Here is a 19,299-nt window from a genome sequence, read left to right on the forward strand (position 1 = left end):
TCGATCGCTTCCTAATCAACTTTAACCAAGGAGCAGATATCATCACTGACTTCAATATCAATCAAGACTTCCTCGTATTACCTGATGGACTCACTACTGATGAACAGAACTTAACAATTGATGGTGTTGGAAACAACATTTCTATTTTCTGGAACGATCAACTTTTAGTTACTCTAGAAAATTTGTCTGCGACTTCAGAGCAAATAACGTCTCGTTTAACTACTTTCAATGATTCCTCTTTCATGTAATAGCCGATCTATCGAGTAATATCATGTTCGGTACTCATACTTTGGCAGAGGGAAGCCGGACGGTAGAGAGCAAAGTTTGAAGTGAAGAGGTTTTTTATAACTAATCATCCGAACATGATATAACTTGTTTCCATTGGTGGCCTCAAACTAGGGCTGTTCAGTTATAAGCGATCGTCAGAACATAAAGGTAGTTGGCGTTGGCGGAGCCTAGCGGCAGCTATATCGCAATTCTTTTGGCCATAAAGTTTGAATACTTCTGTAGAACATTAGATTTATCAATTTGGTTGTAATAATTTTTATAACGGTTAATTTTAACTGAAAACCCTTGAAATTCTGGCTCCTGATTACCGTAGAGGTGATTCGCGCAATTAGGAGCATGACCTAGGAAATCGCCACTACTACCAAAATATTAAAACTTAAATTAGGATTGCTATATTGCCACAAACATTATAATTATTTGCATCACAATATTCAATGCCAGCCTCAAAGTTAAACAAGCCGACACCACTATATCAATATAGATAAAAATTAGTTGAATCTAAAAATCAGACCCTAAATTAACTAGAACTTTGGGGTTCATTTTCGTCTAGTTCCGTATCTCGGAAATATTTACGAATAATTTCAACTTCAGGGTCCACCTCAATCCATAATCGGGCACCACCTGCTTGACTCTTGTTAGGTTTATGAGGTCGATAGACAATTTTGCAATTTCCCAGAATTTCTACTTCGTGGCAGCGATGGTTTTTGCCTCCTTGTTTGACAGAAATAGCTCGAAGAGAAGTACCGTGGTCTCGGTTATAGTCAATTTCTTTGCGCAGCACATGGATAAAAGTATTGCCTGTACGGAATCCTTTATTCCAAGTTCCTTGAGGACCTCGACGACCAGGAGTAATTTCTGGCATTCCTCGACGATTTAAAGGAATTACCCAGAACCGTTTAACTTTTTTAGCTCCTTTGAGACGACCTTGCCTCAAAAGTAACCTGAGTCTAGCAGTAGAAATATTTAAAAGAAATGCTGCTTCTGTTGTACCAACTGTATCTGGTGTAGTAGTTGTATCTGTCATAAACTGTTCCGGAACATATTTTCCATATACTAAATAATTTATTATCTATCAAACCACAAAGGATTTAATTTGGCAATAATTTTTTGATTTTCCAGTTGTGCTTGTTTCATTTGTATGTCTTATGAACTGTTTCGGAACATATATATAAGGGATAAACCGGCTAAGTATTTACCATTAAACTACAAAGGATTTAATTTGGCAATAATTTTTTGATTTTCCAGTTGTGCTTGTTTCAGTGGATAGCCTCAAAGCTCAAAGTATGAAGTCCAAGTCGAGAGGAATAACTTTTAACTGTTGCTTGCTAACACCAAAAAATATAGATTATCCAAGACTTATATCTACAAAATGTCTAGGATACAGCACAATGGCAAATAGGTAGAAAAATTAGGAACCAGACACGAAACTTGAGTTCATGTCAAAGCTATAGCAAATATTATTGACACCCTGGGGCAAGCTCTGCTAACCTTGAGTAAAGTAATTCAATGTGAGTAATGGCCAAATCTCACGGTTCCTTGACAGGAATAGAAGCTAAAATTGAATACCATCCGGTATTTGAAGAACTCGGAGCATTATATGAATCCTGGAAACGCTCTGCTGTTAACTGGATGCAAACTGAGAAATTATCAGAATCTGAACTAGAAAAGCGAAGTAATGAAAAAGTTTAACATTCAATGGGCATGGGCTGATTCAATTGCTACAGAAGCACGAACATGTTTAAACCAATTAAAAACAGCTAAAAAAAACCATTATTCTAAATTAGAGTTACAATTAAGCGCCAAGACAACTGCTACAAAAAAACTCATCACTAAACTAGAAAAAACATTAAAATTAGCAACAAAAAGAGGTTTTCCACATATACAAGCTCGAAAGAAATTTTTTCATCAATTGCTAGGCTTAGAAAGCAAAATTCAGAAAATAGCTAGTCTGAAACTAAAATTAAAGAAGTTAAAAAACACAGAACGTCTACATATTTGTTTTGGTTCACAGAAATTATTTAACGCTCAACATCATTTAGCAGAAAACGGATATAAAACCAGACATGACTGGAATGTAGATTGGAGAAAAAAACGCTCAGGTAGGTTTTTCTGTGTAGGAAAATCTCAGCCAGGGGGCGGAACTATGCTCAAAGTTTTCCCATTACAAGAGGATGGGTCATATAAATTACAAGTTCAACTACCTAGACCATTACAAGACAAATATGGTCAGAAAATACAGTTAAAATTTTCAGTTTCAGATAGGAATGGCAGATATAGAGCCACAGATTTAGATTATGCCATCAATAATTTAAAACCAATTACAATTTCTATTTTTCGTAGAGAACATAAACAGGATAATTGGTATATACATCTTTCTACTTATGTACAAGAAATACCAGTAGTTCATACTAGAAAAAATGGTTGTCTTGGTATTGATTTTAATGCTGATTCAATTTCAGTTACTTATGTGAAGTGGGATGGGAATATTGAATATTTAGAAGAAATCCCGTATAAATGGAAAAATCAAACTACAGGGCAACGACAAGCATCCATGAGAAATATTGTTTCTCAAATTGTCAAATTAGCAGAATTTTTTGAATGTGCTATTGCCATTGAATCTCTAAACTTTAGTAAGAAAAAGGCAAAGATGAGTGGATATTGTAAAGTTTACAATGAGATGCTTGTCTTATTGTCTACAGGAATATTTAGAGAAACTTTAGAGTCACGTTGTAGAAGATTTGGAGTTGAATTAATTAAAGTTAATCCAGCTTTTACCAGTCTAATTGGAATGATTAATTATATGGCTAAATACGGTCTAAACAGTGGCACTGCTGCAGCTTTAGTAATTGGTCGTAGAGCATTAAAATTATCAGAAAAAATCCCACAGTGTTTGTTGAGACCGGAGGATGTCAACAAACATGATTGGAGTCATTGGAGGCGAGTTGCTAGTTTTATTAAACTACATCGTATCCGGAGGACTCAACTTTTTCGATGGAGGAAAGCCCTTGAGGGTATCCTAACCCATAGTTTATGGGCGGAACATCAACTTTCACAGCAAGTACACATTGAAACGGGTGAGTAATGAATCATTTGCAATCACCGATGGCAGATGTCTAGCGCGTGTCTAGTTTTCAAGAAGGTGTTACGGGTGCATTGCTCTGACTTAATTGAGATATTACCTATTTTTCTAATGAGGATAATCTTTGAAAATGTCGTTCTAAGGCAAACACCTTCAATTATAGTTTTTTGTAAGTTATCCAAGTGTTTTCCCGTGTGATTAAAAACTAGGCGATCGGCAAGTTTTAAAACATCTTGAATATCCATACTTCTAATAATTAACAATTAACAATTAATAATTACCTCTCTTTAAAAATAAGAGGATTGACTAAAAATATTTTTTTTCTTTTTTACCATTTACAGTAGAAACTTTAAACCTTAATTATTTGGTAACAATTTAATATGACATTTTCCGACTTTTTCAGACATGAAATTCAGGACAATTCCCGACTGACAAAATATTGATGTTCAAAATAATATAAATCCTAATAGTTAAAAGCAATTTTTTAGCTGCTGTTATATCTGTGGTTTTACTGATAGACAAAAGTTAAAAATTATCGGTTAGTTTCTATAGCAAATCAATGAATAGAAAAGCCAGAATATTTTTAATTGGTACAATATTAGCCATCAGTGGAATTGTTATTAGAAGAACTGGAAATGCTAATTTACCAGATACATCTATATTATTTAATTTATCTCATTCTCAAGATTTAGCTTTATATGCTATTACCACAGTTAATTCAATTGGTATTGACTTAGAATATATTCGACCAATGAATGATGCTGAAGGTTTGGCAAAACGTTTCTTTACTGCTCAAGAATACAATCTTATTAGTCAGCTTCCTCCTCAACAACAGCAAGAAGTTTTCTTCAAAATATGGACTTGTAAAGAAGCCTATTTAAAAGCCACTGGAGATGGGTTAGCAGGAGGATTGGAAAAAGTCGAAGTTTGTTTAAAACCCGAACAACCAATACAGTTTATGAGTATTAATGGAGATTTTCAAGAAGCTTCCCGTTGGTATTTATATCAGTTTATTCCTGAATCTAATTATATTGCTGCTGTAGTAGTGGCAGGGAAGGATCAAAACTTAAGTTTTTGGCAGATAAATAACACCAACATTGCTTAAGGATTAGACCAAAAAACTAATGCACTATTTTAGCTGTGTCAGTCCACTACATTTTATGGCGTTGGTAAATCACAGGATAAAATTTGTACGGGGAATTCCCTTGTGGTTGCCCCCAATCATTCATTAACTGGGGTGGGTATGCAGGGCTAATTTATTCTGGTTAGATTTCACCATAAGTAAGTTACGGAATCGTTTGTCCGGGGGACAGACTAACGCCAAAGCCGAGGGTCTCTATTAGCGCGACTTATCCGTAGGATCAAGAGAAAACCCAACATTAGTAAGCCTTTGTTGGGTTTCACTATCATTCTACAAGGGCTGACATTTTAACAGTTTTGAGCAGCCTGTCACCCAGTGAACTGAGAGATTTTTTTATCCCCCAACTAACTTTTCAAAAATCCTCTGAGATCCTTCGACTTTAAATGTCTTGTGGCTCATAAATATAAACCTGACCAGATTCTCCGCTAAATAAGTTTTTAGCTTCCTGATCAAATTTAACTTCAAATGTTCCTTTTGGGCGAATCTCCTCATAAGAGGATGAGGATCTTTTAAGAAGTTGACTGTGAAAATTAAAATTTTTGCCAATAAGATCAGGATCCTTTTTCTTACCCTCTGTTGCAAGATCGAGAACATTACTATTAAGACCATCACAGTTAAACACGTATCCACCATTTACAACAGCAATGTTCTCCTTTTTGATTGTCATACCAGCAGAAGGAATCAGTTGAATTTTTATATCTTTTCCTTCTGGTTTGGTTGTAGTATTTTTTAGTCTTGCTTTAGCGTGATCCAGACAAATTTCAAGCCCAACTTTAACCGGAATGCTACTTAAATTAAAAATAGAACTTCCGTCATATCCTCTTTTTTGTAGCTCTGTTCCCAAACTATTAGATGGCATTGGTTCAAGATAAATGTAAGGATTAGATTCATATTCAATAAAGTCTATCTTTGACTTAAACTCCTTCTGAACTAAATGTGCTAATTTATAAGCCTCTTCCTGAAGAGTATAACCTACTTCTTGAACTAATGAACTGTTGTAAATATATGTATCTGTTCCCTTGTTCCATCCATAAACTGTAGTGCCAAATATAAAGATCCAATTATTTAGGGTTGTACCTTTGAGGAATGATTGTAGCGATGGCAGAAGATTATCAGAGTATGAGTTTTTTTCATTTAATGTGTAGTATCCCTTTTTACCTCTAAAGAAAAACTCTGGAATCATGAATATTTTCTTCACACTTTGATCGCTAATTACTGTTGGTTCTACCATAACCTCGTTGATTACTTTAAACAAATGATTGATTCTCTCTTTTATATCCTCTGAGTCGTTATCCAACGATGGGTAAGTCTTTTGCCCATTAACAGTTTTATACCCAATATTGACACAGTATGAAATGAATTGAACTTGAGACATGATATTTCCTCCAAGTAAACAAAAATCGCTAAGTTATCAATAGTGCTACTACAGAGACCTGTATGAATGCACAATCATAGTTGAATATAGAGAGGCTATTTCAGCGAAAAATTCAATATCAATACTCGATATTGAAAACCCACTCTATAATAAAGACGATTTTCCCTGGCAATTTCTGAATTTTTCGGATGCGTTTTAGTAGATTTATATATAACAGGACTTACGCATGGACGCTATTGGTAGGGTGTGTTAGCGCTAGCGTAACTGAGCAGCACTCCATATATAGTACCTTTGCGTAAGTCCTGTATAATTCGGCTGAAAAGTCGTCATTGCTACGATAACTAAATTATCGGGATTCAGTATTATACTAAATCCGGTTTATAGAGTATCCTTTTGTGCATATAGGGAAATGGGGAGATGGTTAGAGAGAATTTTGAAAAAGTACCTTTTGATAACTGGATTTGGTATTACAAAGCCAGGGACAATTATTTCTCGTCAGAGAATATTTACCAACCTATATTTTTGGTTAAGTAATTTTGGCAAAATGTAGGAGATTTCACAGGATATAGAATTACGCCAATACGTTAGGACAATTTTTAAATGCTGTATCTACCCAATATCTCACTGTTTCAAACAGTTAAAATTTTTTTTCATCCATGTTTTTAAAACTGCTCACCAATTTTCTATTTTGTTTAAATCTGGGGAATAAGAGCTGATTTATAAAGTAAATATTAAGAGGCTGAGTTTCTTACTATGCTTTTGTTTGGAGACTTACTATCTTAGAAAATAAATATCGCTGAAAACTATATGAAATAAGAGTTTCAGCGAACTTTATAAATCACCTCTAAGGAGGTAAATAGATAGAGATAGAACACCCTAGTAATTTTACTACTTCTTATCTTTCAACTATATTATACCAAATTCAAAAAAGGGTGTTACATTCCAATTTGTCATTTATTACTACAGTTTAATATTTTATGGCTTGCATTCATTGTCAAAATTAAATTTTTTTCCTCCATTTTTTGTCTATTTATCTTTCCTGGTTCCGGCGTTCTCTATCTCCTTTCATTTGTTCTGTAACTGTAGCAATATTTTATGAAAGTGGTATTAATTCATTGTTTGATTCACCAATGCCATACTTCAAAACGGCAGAAAGTTTAAACTCCCTGCCGCTTTACAATTAAATATTCACTCTAAATTCACCAAAGAAACTAAATCCTACTCAGCTCCTTGAGGCAACAACTCTCGTTTTTCAGCCTGAGTAACCTTAACCTGACCATCTTCCCCAACATCAACCACAGCAGTATCACCCTCGCGAACTGCACCAGAAAGAATTTCCTCAGCCAAAACATCCTCAAGCAAACGCATAATTGCCCGACGTAAAGGACGCGCTCCATAACTGGGATTATAACCTTCCTCAACTAACCGCTCTTGGAAGCGATCAGTAATTTCTAACTTAATGCCTTTTTCTGTCAAACGACTAAAGACTTCTTTCAACATAATCACAGCAATTTCCTTCACCTCTTCCTTATTCAACTGACGGAAGACGATAATCTCATCTAGACGGTTGAGGAATTCTGGGCGGAAATATTGCTTGAGTTCTTCATTAACCAAGTTGCGAATTCGGTTGTATTGAGCATCTGCTTCATTATCGGAGAACTCGAAACCAAGACCGCCGCCTCCTTTCTCGATGACTTTAGAACCGATATTGGAGGTCATAATAATCAAGGTATTCTTGAAATCTACTGTGCGACCCTTAGCATCAGTCAAGCGTCCGTCTTCCAAAATTTGTAACAACATATTGAAGACATCAGGGTGAGCTTTTTCAATTTCATCAAATAGCACCACAGTATAAGGACGACGACGAACTGCTTCCGTTAGCTGACCGCCTTCGTTATAACCCACATAACCAGGAGGAGAACCAATCAACTTAGAAACAGTGTGACGTTCCATGTATTCGGACATATCCAACCGAATCATTGCTTCTTCAGACCCAAAGAAATATGTAGCCAAAGCCTTAGTTAATTCAGTCTTACCAACCCCAGTAGGTCCAGAGAAAATAAAGCTAGCAATTGGTCGGTTGGGGTTTTTCAATCCCACTCTTGCCCGACGAATAGCACGAGATACTGCTCTGACAGCTTCTTCCTGACCAATCAAACGTTGGTGCAGAGTATCTTCCATGTGTAGCAACTTCTCAGACTCAGATTCTGTGAGTTTACTAACTGGAACACCTGTCCAACTTGCAACAATATGAGCAATATCTTCTTCGTTAACTACCGGAGAATCATTTTCAGAAGTAGAATCTGTTTTTTTATTCTGAGCAAGGGAGCGAATTTCAGATTTAATTTCCATTTCCCGGTCACGCAACTCTCCTGCCTTATCAAAATCTTGAGAGCGTACTGCCTCATCCTTTTCTTTAAGAATTTGACGCAACTCTTTATCCAATTCTTTAGCTGCGGGAGGAAGTTGAGAATTAATCAAACGAACCCGGGAACCTGCCTCATCAATCAAGTCAATAGCCTTATCCGGTAAATAGCGATCGCTAATATAGCGGTCTGATAATTTAGCAGCAGCTTCTAGAGCTGTATCCAAAATTTTTAACTTATGATGTTGTTCGTAACGTTCCCTTAAACCGTATAAGATTTCAATTGTCTCTTCAACGGAAGGTTCACCCACCATTACTGGTTGGAAACGACGTTCGAGTGCAGCATCTCGTTCAATGTGTTTGCGATACTCATCGAGGGTAGTTGCCCCTATGCACTGTAACTCCCCTCTGGCCAAAGCAGGCTTCAAAATATTAGCTGCATCAATTGCCCCTTCTGCTGCACCAGCTCCAATAAGAGTATGAACCTCATCTATAACTAGGATGACATTACCCGCAGAGCGAATTTCATCCATAATTTTCTTCAGACGTTCTTCAAACTCACCCCGGTATTTTGTGCCAGCCACCAATAAACCAATGTCCAGAGTAACTACCCGCTTTTCTTCCAGAATATCTGGTATATCATTATTAGCAATACGTTGTGCCAGACCTTCAGCGATCGCTGTTTTTCCAACCCCTGGTTCTCCAATAAGTACAGGATTATTTTTCGTTCTACGGCCTAGAATTTGAATAACCCGTTCAATTTCCTTCTGCCTTCCCACTACTGGGTCCAACTTACCTTCCGATGCCATTTGAGTCAGATTAGAACCAAACTCATCCAGAGTAGGAGTTTTAGTCCGTCCACCGCCTCCACCAGCAGTGACTTCTGCGGTTTCACCCAACATCCGAATCACCTGAGTCCGTACCTTCGAGAGGTCTACGCCCAAGTTTTCTAGGACTCTTGCTGCTACTCCTTCCCCTTCTCGAATTAAACCCAGAAGTAGATGCTCAGTACCAATATAGTTATGTCCTAATTGCCGTGCTTCCTCCAAGGATAATTCTAAAACCCTTTTAGCTCTGGGAGTAAATGGAATTTCTACAGCCACAAATCCAGATCCACGGCCAATTATTTTTTCTACTTCAATCCTAGCGTCCTTGAGATTAACACCCATAGATTTGAGAACTTTGGCCGCAACACCTGTGCCTTCTCCAATTAGACCCAGGAGAATTTGTTCCGTCCCCACAAAGTTATGTCCCAAGCGCCGAGCCTCTTCTTGGGCCAACATTATCACTTTGATTGCTTTTTCGGTGAAGCGTTCAAACATAATTAATTAATTCCTATTACTTATAAAGTTGCCCTTACGCTTATTCTAGCGTGACATTTATGCTAAAACTGTTTCCCAGCAAATGCTTCTTCAGACCTGAGATACTCGATCAAAATGTCAAATAATTTTGCTACTGCAATAATTTCTGGTCTGTCATTAAGTTTTCAGTGAATAACTTTATTTTTACCAAACTACTCAAACAATAAATACCAATTTTATGTGAGGCTGCAAAGAATTATGAAATTTATTAACTTGTCTGTCTAGAGCTACAGTCAACTTTGATTAAAATACTACTCTATGCAACCTAGAAATTAATTTGGTATTAGTATTGAGTATAGTTGGTTTCTAGAGAGGATTTAAAGTTATGTATTTTCTCCTATCTACTATTAAACAATTGTATTGAAGGTTACGTTTCCCTCACCAACAATATAATTTTAATTTCTCAAGTATAGCTCAGGTTTTTGTATAGAGATGATTCAATATATTTGTTGATTTTAAGAAATTCTAAAGTTTTCTCTCTAAATATTTTCTAGTAATGTGGTTGTTAGATTTGGATTTTATAGCGCTACGCGCTAGGGAATAGGGAATAGTAAACTTTTAAAGGGTTTTCGGTGTGGAATCCGTCAGGAAACAGGGTTTATAAATGTCAAACACCTTCCTTAATGCGTAGCGCTAGATCACAAAATATTCTCAAAAAAAGCAATATATGGCAATTTTTTCAAGCTTTTATTTATTTTTATAATTTTTGCATATTCTATCTAAAGTGTTATACAATTTCTTAAAACGATAGATAAAATAGTTTCTTAAATAAATTAGTCTCAAAATAATAACACAAATTTAATGTAGTTATTACCTGCTATCAATTCCCAATAACCGATTCTAACTTTTCCCACCTTACTTCATAACTATTGAGACGGGCGATCGCTTGTCTATGCCATTGGGACAAAGTTTGCTCAAATTCTGGGTCATGTAGATGACCACGCCAGAGAATAAGAGCATCTTCCCCAGTTTGCTGATAATATCCTCGACGACGGCCCACATCCTCAAACCCAAACTTGTGATAAAGGGACAATGCAGATGTATTTGAGACTGCAACTTCTAAGGTGGCTCTCTCTAACCCTCTGTCCCAAGCAGACCTCATTAAGGAATATAATAATAACTGACCTAAACCCAGACCTTGGTATTGGGGATGAATTCCGAGAATAGTAATGTGTGCTTCCTCTAAAATAGCCCATAAACAACCTATGCCAATTATGTACTGATAATTGGTAAGCTCTGATTTAGAGTTAGAAGATTTAAAAGTTACCTCCCTTTTCATCTCCTCATTCTTTTGGCTAATTACTAAAATTAGCAGATCGCTGTTAGGACTTTCTAACTCTCGCTGATAACCTTGAAAATTCCAGAGTCCACCAAAGCAGAGTCGATCCAATTCAACCACACTAGAAATATGCTTTGGACTCATTGGTTGAATCGTAATAATTGCCATAATTGCAAAAGTCTAAATTCTAGATAAAAAATTAATCAAAAATTGACAAATTGAAATAACTTCCATTTATTAGATTAGACTAATAGGGTATAACTCTGTACAACACTTATGGTATCAACTCAACCAGTAATATCCGCAAATTCTGGACTCCAGTATTTGCCAAAAATGGAAAGTTCACCAAATCAGGAACTTTTACCACTCACTGCCAAAGTTAACAATTTAGACCACTTAGAAATCGGTGGTTGGGATGTCCCAGCACTGGTAGAAAAATTTGGCTCGCCTCTATATATATTGGACGAATATACTCTCAGAACAGCTTGTCGTCAATATCGAGATGCACTTAAACAGTACTACCCCGGAGAATCTTTAGTTATTTATGCTTCTAAAGCTTGGAGCTGTTTAGCAGTATGTGCTATTTGCGGGTCTGAAGGTTTAGGTATAGACGTTGTATCTGGAGGTGAATTATACACAGCTATCCAAGCAGGTATTAATCCAGAGAAAATATATTTTCATGGCAATAATAAATCTCTCGCAGAATTAAATTTGGCGATCGAAACAGATTGTGTAATTGTTATTGATAATTGGCTGGAATTAAAAACATTAGCCGATTTAAAAAACGAAAAAGCACAGCAGCTACAAAATCCCACAAAAATAATGGTGAGGTTTACACCTGGTATTGAATGTCATACCCACGAATACATTCGTACAGGTCATCTAGATAGCAAGTTTGGATTTGACCCTAATCAATTAAATGATGTTTTTAGCTTCATAAGTCAACAACAAGAACTATCATTTATAGGAATTCATGCTCATATAGGTTCCCAAATTTTTGAAGTTCAACCACATCAAGACTTAGCAACTGTAATGGTAGATGCAATGACAACTGCCATGGCACATAATCTATCAGTAAAAGAAATTAATATGGGTGGTGGTCTGGGAATTCGTTATACTGAAGCAGATGACCCTCCTAGTATAGAAACTTGGGTTCACAATATCAGTAAGGCAATGGTAGATGCTTGTCAAGCTAGACAATTACCCTTACCAAAACTATTATGCGAACCTGGACGTTCTATTATTAGCCCGGCTTGTGTAACAGCTTATACAATTGGCGCTCAAAAACAAGTCCCAGAAATTAGGACTTACATATCAGTAGATGGGGGAATGTCAGATAATCCACGTCCAATCACCTATCAATCTCTTTATAGAATGGTTGTAGCTAATAAATTATCTGAACCTCTGACAGAAAAAGTTACCGTTGCTGGTAAACATTGTGAATCTGGTGACGTTCTAGTTAAAAATGCTATGCTACCCGTAACTCAACCAGGAGATTGCTTAGTAGTAATGGCTACTGGTGCGTACAACTATAGCATGGCTTCCAACTACAATCGTCTACCACGTCCAGCAGGAGTGTTAGTTAACAATGACGAAGTAAATGTCATATTACAAAGAGAAACTTACCAAGATTTACTCAGTCACGATGTTTTACCAGAACGAATAGCAATAGAACAACCATAGTATTTGGTTCCAATGCAAAAAAGCTAATAATAGCAAGATGAAAAAATTTAAACTGTTGTATTTTTTATCTAATGTTGGCTTTTATACCCGCGCTCTCCTGCAAGGGAGCGGAGGGATGGGAATGCCAACCCATGCTATAATAACACTACAAGCGTGTTAGTAATAGGTCGAAAACATTGAAAGCTAGGTATAAATATCGTATCTACCCTAATCACGTCCAAATAACGCGCATTAAATCAATTATTTGGATGTTGTAGATATGTTTGGAACCAAAGTTTAGCACATTGCAATCAACTGTATGTTAACGGTATAAAAAAGCCATCATATACTGATTTAACCAAGCAATTCATAACACAAGCCAAGAAAGAATTGCTTTGGTTGAAAGAAGTAGCGATTCACTCCATTACAACAATCATTAAAAGATTTAGACCAAAGTTACAAAAACTTCTTTAATAGTTGTACTGGTAAAAGGAAAGGAATTAAGGTTAAACCACCTACGTTTAAGTCGAAAAGGTCAAAGCAAACTGCAAGATTTGTAGGTGCTAATTATCAAGTTAGCCAAGATAAAATCTATCTACCAAAAGTAGGTAAGATAAAAATAGTTTGGTCAAAACCATTAGCTAGTAAACCTACATCTCTAACAATTATTAGAGATTCAGCTAACCGCCCTAGCATTGCTAGTTTTGTAGTAGAAATTAGTCCTGAATCTCTGCCTAAAACTGATAATTCAATCGGAATAGACTTAGGCATTTCGACATTTGCAACATTGAGCAGTGGAGAGAAAATATTAGCTCCCAAGCCTCTTAAAAAGAACTTGAAAAAGTTAGCTAAGTTTCAAAGAAAGTTTGCTAAAACTGAACTAAGTAGTAACCTATACGAAAGACGCAGGCTGAAAATAGCTAGACTACACGCCAAAATTAAGGATATTTCCTACGGAATGCTGCGCAAACGTACAGATTTTCTACACAAATTGTCTACTAATTTAGTTAGAAAATATGACACAATTGCATTAGAAGACTTGAATGTTTCTGGCATGATTTCCTACGGAATGCTACGCAAACGCAAACGTAATCGCAAGTTAGCCAAAGCAATTAGTGATTTAGGTTGGAGACAATTTAGGACTTTGACTGAGGCTAAATGTGAAAAGTATGGTCGTGAGTTTAGGGTAATTAACCGTTGGGAACCGACAAGTCAAAAATGGTGCGATTCGTTCAGTCGAAACCTAGAAATAGGGGGATGACTGGCTTGTGTTGAGTAACCGATAAGGTAGAGTTCGCACTTTTTACCTCAACAGATGACAACTAAATAACCATACTGGTGCGAGCAAGTACCCTAGAAAACTCAAGTCCAGTCCTCCAGACACAGGAGTGAAAGCACTTTCCCTCAAGGTAGCGACTAGCCATCAATCTTTGAAGCAGGGATGAAAGGGTAAAGGCAACTCAACCTAGAGTCAATGCCACCTCAGCAAGTTCCCATGGATAGGAATACAAAGATACGTCCGAACCGTCTTGAGGCTCAACCAGTGAAATAGGTTGATACACGCTTAAGTCCCAAAAGGGCAAAAACTAAGGGAATCAGAGAGGTCATTTCTCAATCTGATATGTGTTTCCCGAATATAGGCGGAGAGTATCATCCTAAAGGAATAAACCAATGGTTATTTGGAACGAAGTAACCCATTTATTACTCTTAGTCAAGGTCGATTGATTAAGTAGTCAGCTAAGACGGAAAATCTACCACAGGTGTAGGTAATAGATGGGAAAGATTGAGCTCAATTGCCAACGCCTCATTGTAATGATGAGGATATGCAGACGGACTCACGGTAATACGGAATGTAAAGCTACAAGTAGCAATGTCAAGTTATGAACACGGAACCAAAGCCGATGTATGGATGGAGGGACATCAACTGGCGAAAAGCCCAAAGATGTGTCTTTAAGTTGCATTCATCGGATTTACAAAGCGTCACGTCGTGGAGATGTCAGAACAGTTCGTAGACTCCAAAAATTACTAACAAAATCATGGTCTGCAAAATGTTTAGCGGTGCGTCGAGTAACCCAAGACAATCAAGGTAGGAAGACGGCAGGTGTGGACGGCATTAAATCGCTGACCCCAAAGCAACGTCTCGTCTTGGTAAATCAACTAAAAATAGGCTCAAAGGCAAAACCCACTCGGAGAGTATGGATTCCGAAACCCGGTCAGGATGAAAAAAGACCTTTGGGAATACCGACCATGTACGACCGCGCATTACAAGGGCTAGTAAAAATGGCCTTAGAACCAGAATGGGAAGCCCGATTTGAACCGTCCTCATATGGTTTCAGACCAGGGCGCTCATGTCAAGATGGCGCGACAAGAAGTTGTGTGTTTATAACTGAGGAGCCGACTCCTCCGAGGGACTCCTTCCCCTCGTTCCCAAGTAAAAGAGTCACTGACTCTGGCTACGTTTGGACTGGTAACGGCACAAATGGAAGGCAAGCCACTAAAGCAGGAACACCAGTAGCCTAATCTGGTAGGAATGCAAGGGAAAGATTTAGAAGGGTCAACGAAAGTGAATCAACGATAAACCTCGTGACATGAGAAGGGTGGAATCAGGCTTATACACCCCAACCAAAAGGTATGCAGCAAAGGTTTGGTTACTCGTCTTATAATCAAACGCAAGGAGCAAGAAGCTGTCGGGGAAGAGTTGAGACCCTCACTAAATCGAAAGTTAAACACATGGAACTTGGTAAACCCTATGAATTCTTTAAGCAAAAGTCGAAGCTTAAAGTAGGTCAACCGAAAGGGAGACGGAATATTCAGAGGGTAAAGGAAAACAGAAAAAGCAAATGCTCTTGGTAATGCAAGAGATAAAGGTACAAAATTTGCCTTATACCGAAAGGTAGCAGACTTCTGTATGGTCACAAACGATAAATCAGAGTAAAGAAACCAAACCGAGGTGCAAGTTGGAATCAATAATGATAACGGAACCAAAGAATGGACTCGTTGACTGGCACTCCATCAAATGGGACAAAGTTAACAAGACCGTTAGGAATCTCAGACAAAGGATTTATCGGGCAACTCAAAGCGGTGAGTGGAAACAAGTGAGAAACTTACAGAAACTCATGTTACGCAGCCTCTCCAATACGCTACTGTCTGTAAAACGAGTCACTCAAGAAAATCAGGGCAAGGATACATCTGGTATAGACCGAATGAAATCCCTCACCCCAGAACAAAGAGTGAAAATGGTTAATGACGTGATGGAATATCAGCCGTATAAAGCTAAACCCGTGAGAAGGGTTTATATACCAAAAGCTAACGGAAAGAAACGCCCCTTGGGTATACCCATCCTTAAAGACCGTGTTATGCAGGCAGTTGTCAAGAATGCTCTGGAACCCGAATGGGAAGCTCGCTTCGAGGCGAACAGCTACGGTTTCCGTCCAGGTCGAGGATGCCATGATGCCATAGAACAGTGTCATAATCGACTCCGAAAAGGAGCTGATATATGGATACTAGACGCAGATATCAAGGGAGCATTCGACAATATAAGCCATGACTTTCTACTCGGAAAAATCCAAAATACTCCTGGTAAGGAATTGATAAAACAATGGCTGAAAGCAGGGTACATGGAAAACAATGTCTTCCAAGAAACGCAAAGTGGAACACCACAAGGAGGGGTAATATCACCTCTGCTTGCCAATATAGCCTTTGATGGAATGGAAAACCTATTATCCGAATTCAAAAAGGAAAAGGTATCCAAGAAGTCGCAAGGCACAAGAAAAAGAAAATTTAATAAGTATGGATTCATTCGCTATGCCGATGATTTCATCATAACCGCTGAGACAAAAGAAGACATAGAGCTGATTACCCCAATCATTGAACAATGGCTTACACAACGAGGTCTGGCCCTCAGTAAAGAGAAAACTCAAATCACAAATATTGAACAAGGATTCGATTTCCTGGGGTTTACGGTCAGGCAATTCAAAGAAAAGTGTTTAATCAAGCCATCCAAAGCAAAAATCAAGACGCTTCTAGGTAAAGTTAGACAATGGTTAAATGACCACAAAATGGCCAAACCGGAAGTTGTCATTAACCAATTAAACCCTCTACTTAGGGGATGGGGTAATTACTACAGCAAGGTCGTCAGTAAAGATGTCTTCTCATATATTGACCATGAAATTTTTAAAGCCCTCTGGAGGTGGGCAAAGAGAAGACATCCGAACAAGGGTAAGCAATGGATTAAAGCTAAATACTTCAAAGTAATAGGTAGCCGAGACTGGAACTTCGCAGATTGGGCCAAGGGACGTAGAGAAGGGGAAAAGAAATTAATTACCCTGATCAAACTCTCAGAAATCCAAATATTACGCCATGTCAAAGTCAAGGATACTGCTTCCCCCGATGACCCCAGCTTGAAGGCATACTGGGAGAAAAGAAAAACGACAGAAGGAAAAAACTTCTGGAGTAAAGGGTCAACCTACTACAAGGTAGCCGAAAATCAAAACTGGAAATGTCCAGTATGCAAGGAACACATTATGAATGGAGAGGAACTGCACATCCACCATGTTATCGCAGTAAAAGATGGCGGAGAAGACCGGATTGACAACCTGGTTCATCTACACAAAAGCTGTCATATAAGCCTACATAACAGGAAGGTTGAGCATTGAGTTGCTCGTGGCTTGAGCCGGATGTATTGAAAGGTACAAGTCCGGTTCTTAGGGGAGGGAGATACGGTGACGTATGCTCTCTTACCCGACCAATCGAAGCAATTTTTATAGCAATAAATCAAAAGGCCAAATATGTGCTTGATGCAGACATTGCCAAATGTTTCGATAATATCAACCATCAACGACTCATAGAAAAATTAAATACCTATCCGACCCTACACCAGACAAATCCGAGCTTGGTTAAAAGCTGGTGTGATGGATGGGAAAGAGTTGTTTCCTACATCTGAGGGTACACCCCAAGGTGGGGTCATCAGCCCCTTACTTGCAAATATAGCCCTCCACGGGATGGAATATCAAATCAAAGAACTTGCCAAGGATTTTGATATGAGAGAAAAAAGCGGACGTAAGGTCAGCCTGCCAAATAGAAGAAAATCCGTAACACTAATTCGATATGCCGATGACTTTGTTATCATCCACGAAAGTCTAACCGTTGTCCAAAGGTGTCAAGAAGTTATTTCTGAATGGTTGAAAGACATGGGTTTAGAATTAAACAAGAGCAAAACCAGATTGATCCATACACTGCAAGAACATGAAGGACACAAACCAGGATTCGATTTTCTCGGATTCAACATCCGACAGTTTAAAGCAGGAAAATATACATCTGGAAAAGATTCACAAAAACGAATACTAGGTTTTTCCACAATCATCACCCCATCCAAAGAAAGTCAAAAGGAACATTACACCAAAATCACAGAAGTTATTGACAAGCACAAAGCTAAACCGCAAGCTGCACTTATCAAAAACCTCAATTCCATAATCAGAGGATGGTGTAACTATTTTTCCATAGGATGTCCAACAAAGGTATTTTACCGAATGGATTACTTATTATACTGGAAACTCCGAAGATGGGCAATAGAGTTGACACCCCAACAAAGGCGAACACTGGATTAACAAGTATTGGCAAAAAATAGGGAATAGAAATTGGGTCTTTTCTACCTCACGGGAGAATAACCCTTTAACCAAGCGTGGAATATGGCTCATTCAAGAGCCAACAATATATAAAAGTTAAAGGCGATGCTAGTCCTTATGATGGGAACCTAGCTTATTGGAGTACAAGAATGGGTAAACACCCTCAGATGCCAAAGCGAACAGCATCGCTGCTGAAAAAGCAAAAAGGGAAGTGGCGCAGGTGCGGATTGTTCTTTAAAGATGGAGACGTAATAGAGTTATATCATGTCCGGATAATTAGTGATAAAAAAACTTTCTCCTTCAACTCCAGTTCTTCTTCTTTCTTCCCTCTTTCCTCCTGAGGACTGAGGACTGAGGACTGACTCCTCCGTAGTTATTTATTTATCACTGTTCAACCGGACATGATATTAGACCATATCATCCCTAAGTCAAAAGGCGGAAAGGACGAATACAAAAACTGGCAACTACTCCATCGGCATTGCCATGATGAAAAGACCAGAACAGACGGAAGTTTGGAAAGGTCTGGCAACAAAACTGGCTGTAATAGTGCCATGCCCAAACAACTATCAAATATTCCATCAAACTACAGATGGATCGAAGATATGCTTGTGGTGACGTACTAATGACAATAGCTGTTTTACTGAGGAGCGCAGTGATGGGAAACTATCATGCTGCGTTCTGGAGAGCAGTGGAGGGGGCAACCTCTTCACTGACTTTAATCTCATGTTGTGGTTTCCGTGGTGGCAAAAAAGAATTAAATGTTAGAGAATGGACTTGTCTAAATTGTGGTACGTTTCACGATAGAGATGTCAATGCTGCACTGAATATTTTAGAAGTTGTGCAACCAAAAACCAAGGTTGAAACACTCAAAGAAACACTTTTCTGAAAATCCTGTACAACTATCACTTTTTGTTAGTATAGCTCCTCCGCAGGAGGCTGTCGTCGCGGGCGGGCAGTCCGAGACATTAAACAAGACGAGGAGCCGACGTAATTCTACCCGTAGAAAGGTAGTTGATGGCAATGAGTCGTCTACCCACCCTGAGTCTTTCGTTCAGCGAGCGTCTGTTCGATTGATGGATGGGAATCCCGCGCTGCAGGTGCAGGTCAACGTCGGGAGGATGTCAA

At 38.2% G+C, this 19,299-nt stretch carries 11 protein-coding genes and 6 pseudogenes; 13 read left to right on the forward strand and 4 right to left on the reverse strand.

Annotation, left to right across the window (positions count from 1 at the left end):
* Positions 1-248 (forward strand): annotated as a pseudogene (locus F6K54_RS21115) (hypothetical protein); the annotation flags it as partial.
* 557 nt (positions 249-805) lie between these two features.
* On the opposite strand, the gene F6K54_RS21120 reads toward F6K54_RS21115, so the two are convergent.
* Positions 806-1,312, reverse strand: coding sequence for a DNA-binding protein (locus tag F6K54_RS21120; protein ID WP_293081482.1), 507 nt, complete (start codon positions 1,310-1,312; stop codon positions 806-808).
* Positions 1,313-1,803: 491 nt separating this feature from the next.
* On the opposite strand from F6K54_RS21120, the gene F6K54_RS21125 reads away from it, so the two are divergent.
* From F6K54_RS21125 to F6K54_RS21135, 3 genes are all read left to right on the forward strand, one after another.
* Positions 1,804-1,977, forward strand: coding sequence for a hypothetical protein (locus F6K54_RS21125; RefSeq protein ID WP_293072974.1), 174 nt, complete (start codon positions 1,804-1,806; stop codon positions 1,975-1,977).
* Positions 1,964-3,370: an IS200/IS605 family accessory protein TnpB-related protein gene (locus tag F6K54_RS21130; protein ID WP_293081485.1), complete on the forward strand. Its 1,407-nt coding sequence runs from the start codon at positions 1,964-1,966 to the stop codon at positions 3,368-3,370. The genes F6K54_RS21125 and F6K54_RS21130 overlap by 14 nt, the downstream gene beginning before the upstream one ends.
* A gap of 724 nt (positions 3,371-4,094) precedes the next feature.
* Positions 4,095-4,472, forward strand: coding sequence for a 4'-phosphopantetheinyl transferase family protein (locus F6K54_RS21135; protein ID WP_375341991.1), 378 nt, complete (start codon positions 4,095-4,097; stop codon positions 4,470-4,472).
* 415 nt (positions 4,473-4,887) lie between these two features.
* Here F6K54_RS21135 and F6K54_RS21140 read toward each other — a convergent pair whose 3' ends face one another.
* The 3 genes from F6K54_RS21140 to rimI form a co-directional block, all read right to left on the reverse strand.
* Complete coding sequence (locus F6K54_RS21140) at positions 4,888-5,883, reverse strand: hypothetical protein (protein WP_293081491.1); 996 nt, start codon at positions 5,881-5,883, stop codon at positions 4,888-4,890.
* A 1,218-nt stretch (positions 5,884-7,101) separates the two neighbouring features.
* Positions 7,102-9,570 (reverse strand): ATP-dependent Clp protease ATP-binding subunit, encoded by a 2,469-nt coding sequence (locus F6K54_RS21145; RefSeq protein ID WP_293081494.1) that lies wholly within the window; start codon positions 9,568-9,570, stop codon positions 7,102-7,104.
* Positions 9,571-10,429: 859 nt separating this feature from the next.
* Positions 10,430-11,056, reverse strand: a complete 627-nt coding sequence (rimI, locus tag F6K54_RS21150) for a ribosomal protein S18-alanine N-acetyltransferase (protein WP_293081497.1) — start codon at positions 11,054-11,056, stop codon at positions 10,430-10,432.
* 108 nt (positions 11,057-11,164) lie between these two features.
* Here rimI and lysA point away from each other — a divergent pair, with 108 nt between their 5' ends.
* From lysA to F6K54_RS21195, 9 genes and pseudogenes are all read left to right on the forward strand, one after another.
* Complete coding sequence (lysA, locus tag F6K54_RS21155; protein ID WP_293081500.1) at positions 11,165-12,571, forward strand: diaminopimelate decarboxylase; 1,407 nt, start codon at positions 11,165-11,167, stop codon at positions 12,569-12,571.
* A gap of 267 nt (positions 12,572-12,838) precedes the next feature.
* Positions 12,839-13,024: pseudogene (locus F6K54_RS21165) on the forward strand (hypothetical protein); the annotation flags it as partial.
* A gap of 7 nt (positions 13,025-13,031) precedes the next feature.
* A pseudogene (locus tag F6K54_RS21170) lies at positions 13,032-13,811 on the forward strand (RNA-guided endonuclease InsQ/TnpB family protein); the annotation flags it as partial.
* A gap of 619 nt (positions 13,812-14,430) precedes the next feature.
* Positions 14,431-14,908 (forward strand): annotated as a pseudogene (locus F6K54_RS21175) (reverse transcriptase N-terminal domain-containing protein); the annotation flags it as partial.
* A gap of 611 nt (positions 14,909-15,519) precedes the next feature.
* A complete protein-coding gene (ltrA, locus tag F6K54_RS21180; RefSeq protein WP_293081503.1) occupies positions 15,520-17,205 on the forward strand; it encodes a group II intron reverse transcriptase/maturase in 1,686 nt (561 codons plus the stop codon).
* Between the two features lie 134 nt (positions 17,206-17,339).
* Positions 17,340-17,778: pseudogene (locus F6K54_RS43050) on the forward strand (reverse transcriptase/maturase family protein); the annotation flags it as partial.
* Positions 17,773-18,156: a group II intron maturase-specific domain-containing protein gene (locus tag F6K54_RS43055; protein ID WP_366558187.1), complete on the forward strand. Its 384-nt coding sequence runs from the start codon at positions 17,773-17,775 to the stop codon at positions 18,154-18,156. The pseudogene F6K54_RS43050 and the gene F6K54_RS43055, both read left to right, overlap by 6 nt.
* Before the next feature lie 425 nt (positions 18,157-18,581).
* Positions 18,582-18,797 (forward strand): annotated as a pseudogene (locus F6K54_RS21190) (HNH endonuclease); the annotation flags it as partial.
* A complete protein-coding gene (locus F6K54_RS21195) occupies positions 18,764-19,060 on the forward strand; it encodes a zinc ribbon domain-containing protein (protein ID WP_293081506.1) in 297 nt (98 codons plus the stop codon). The pseudogene F6K54_RS21190 and the gene F6K54_RS21195, both read left to right, overlap by 34 nt.
* Positions 19,061-19,299: the final 239 nt, after the last annotated feature.

The sequence above is a fragment of the Okeania sp. SIO3B5 genome (assembly GCF_010692555.1).
Classification (GTDB): Bacteria; Cyanobacteriota; Cyanobacteriia; order Cyanobacteriales; family Microcoleaceae; genus Okeania.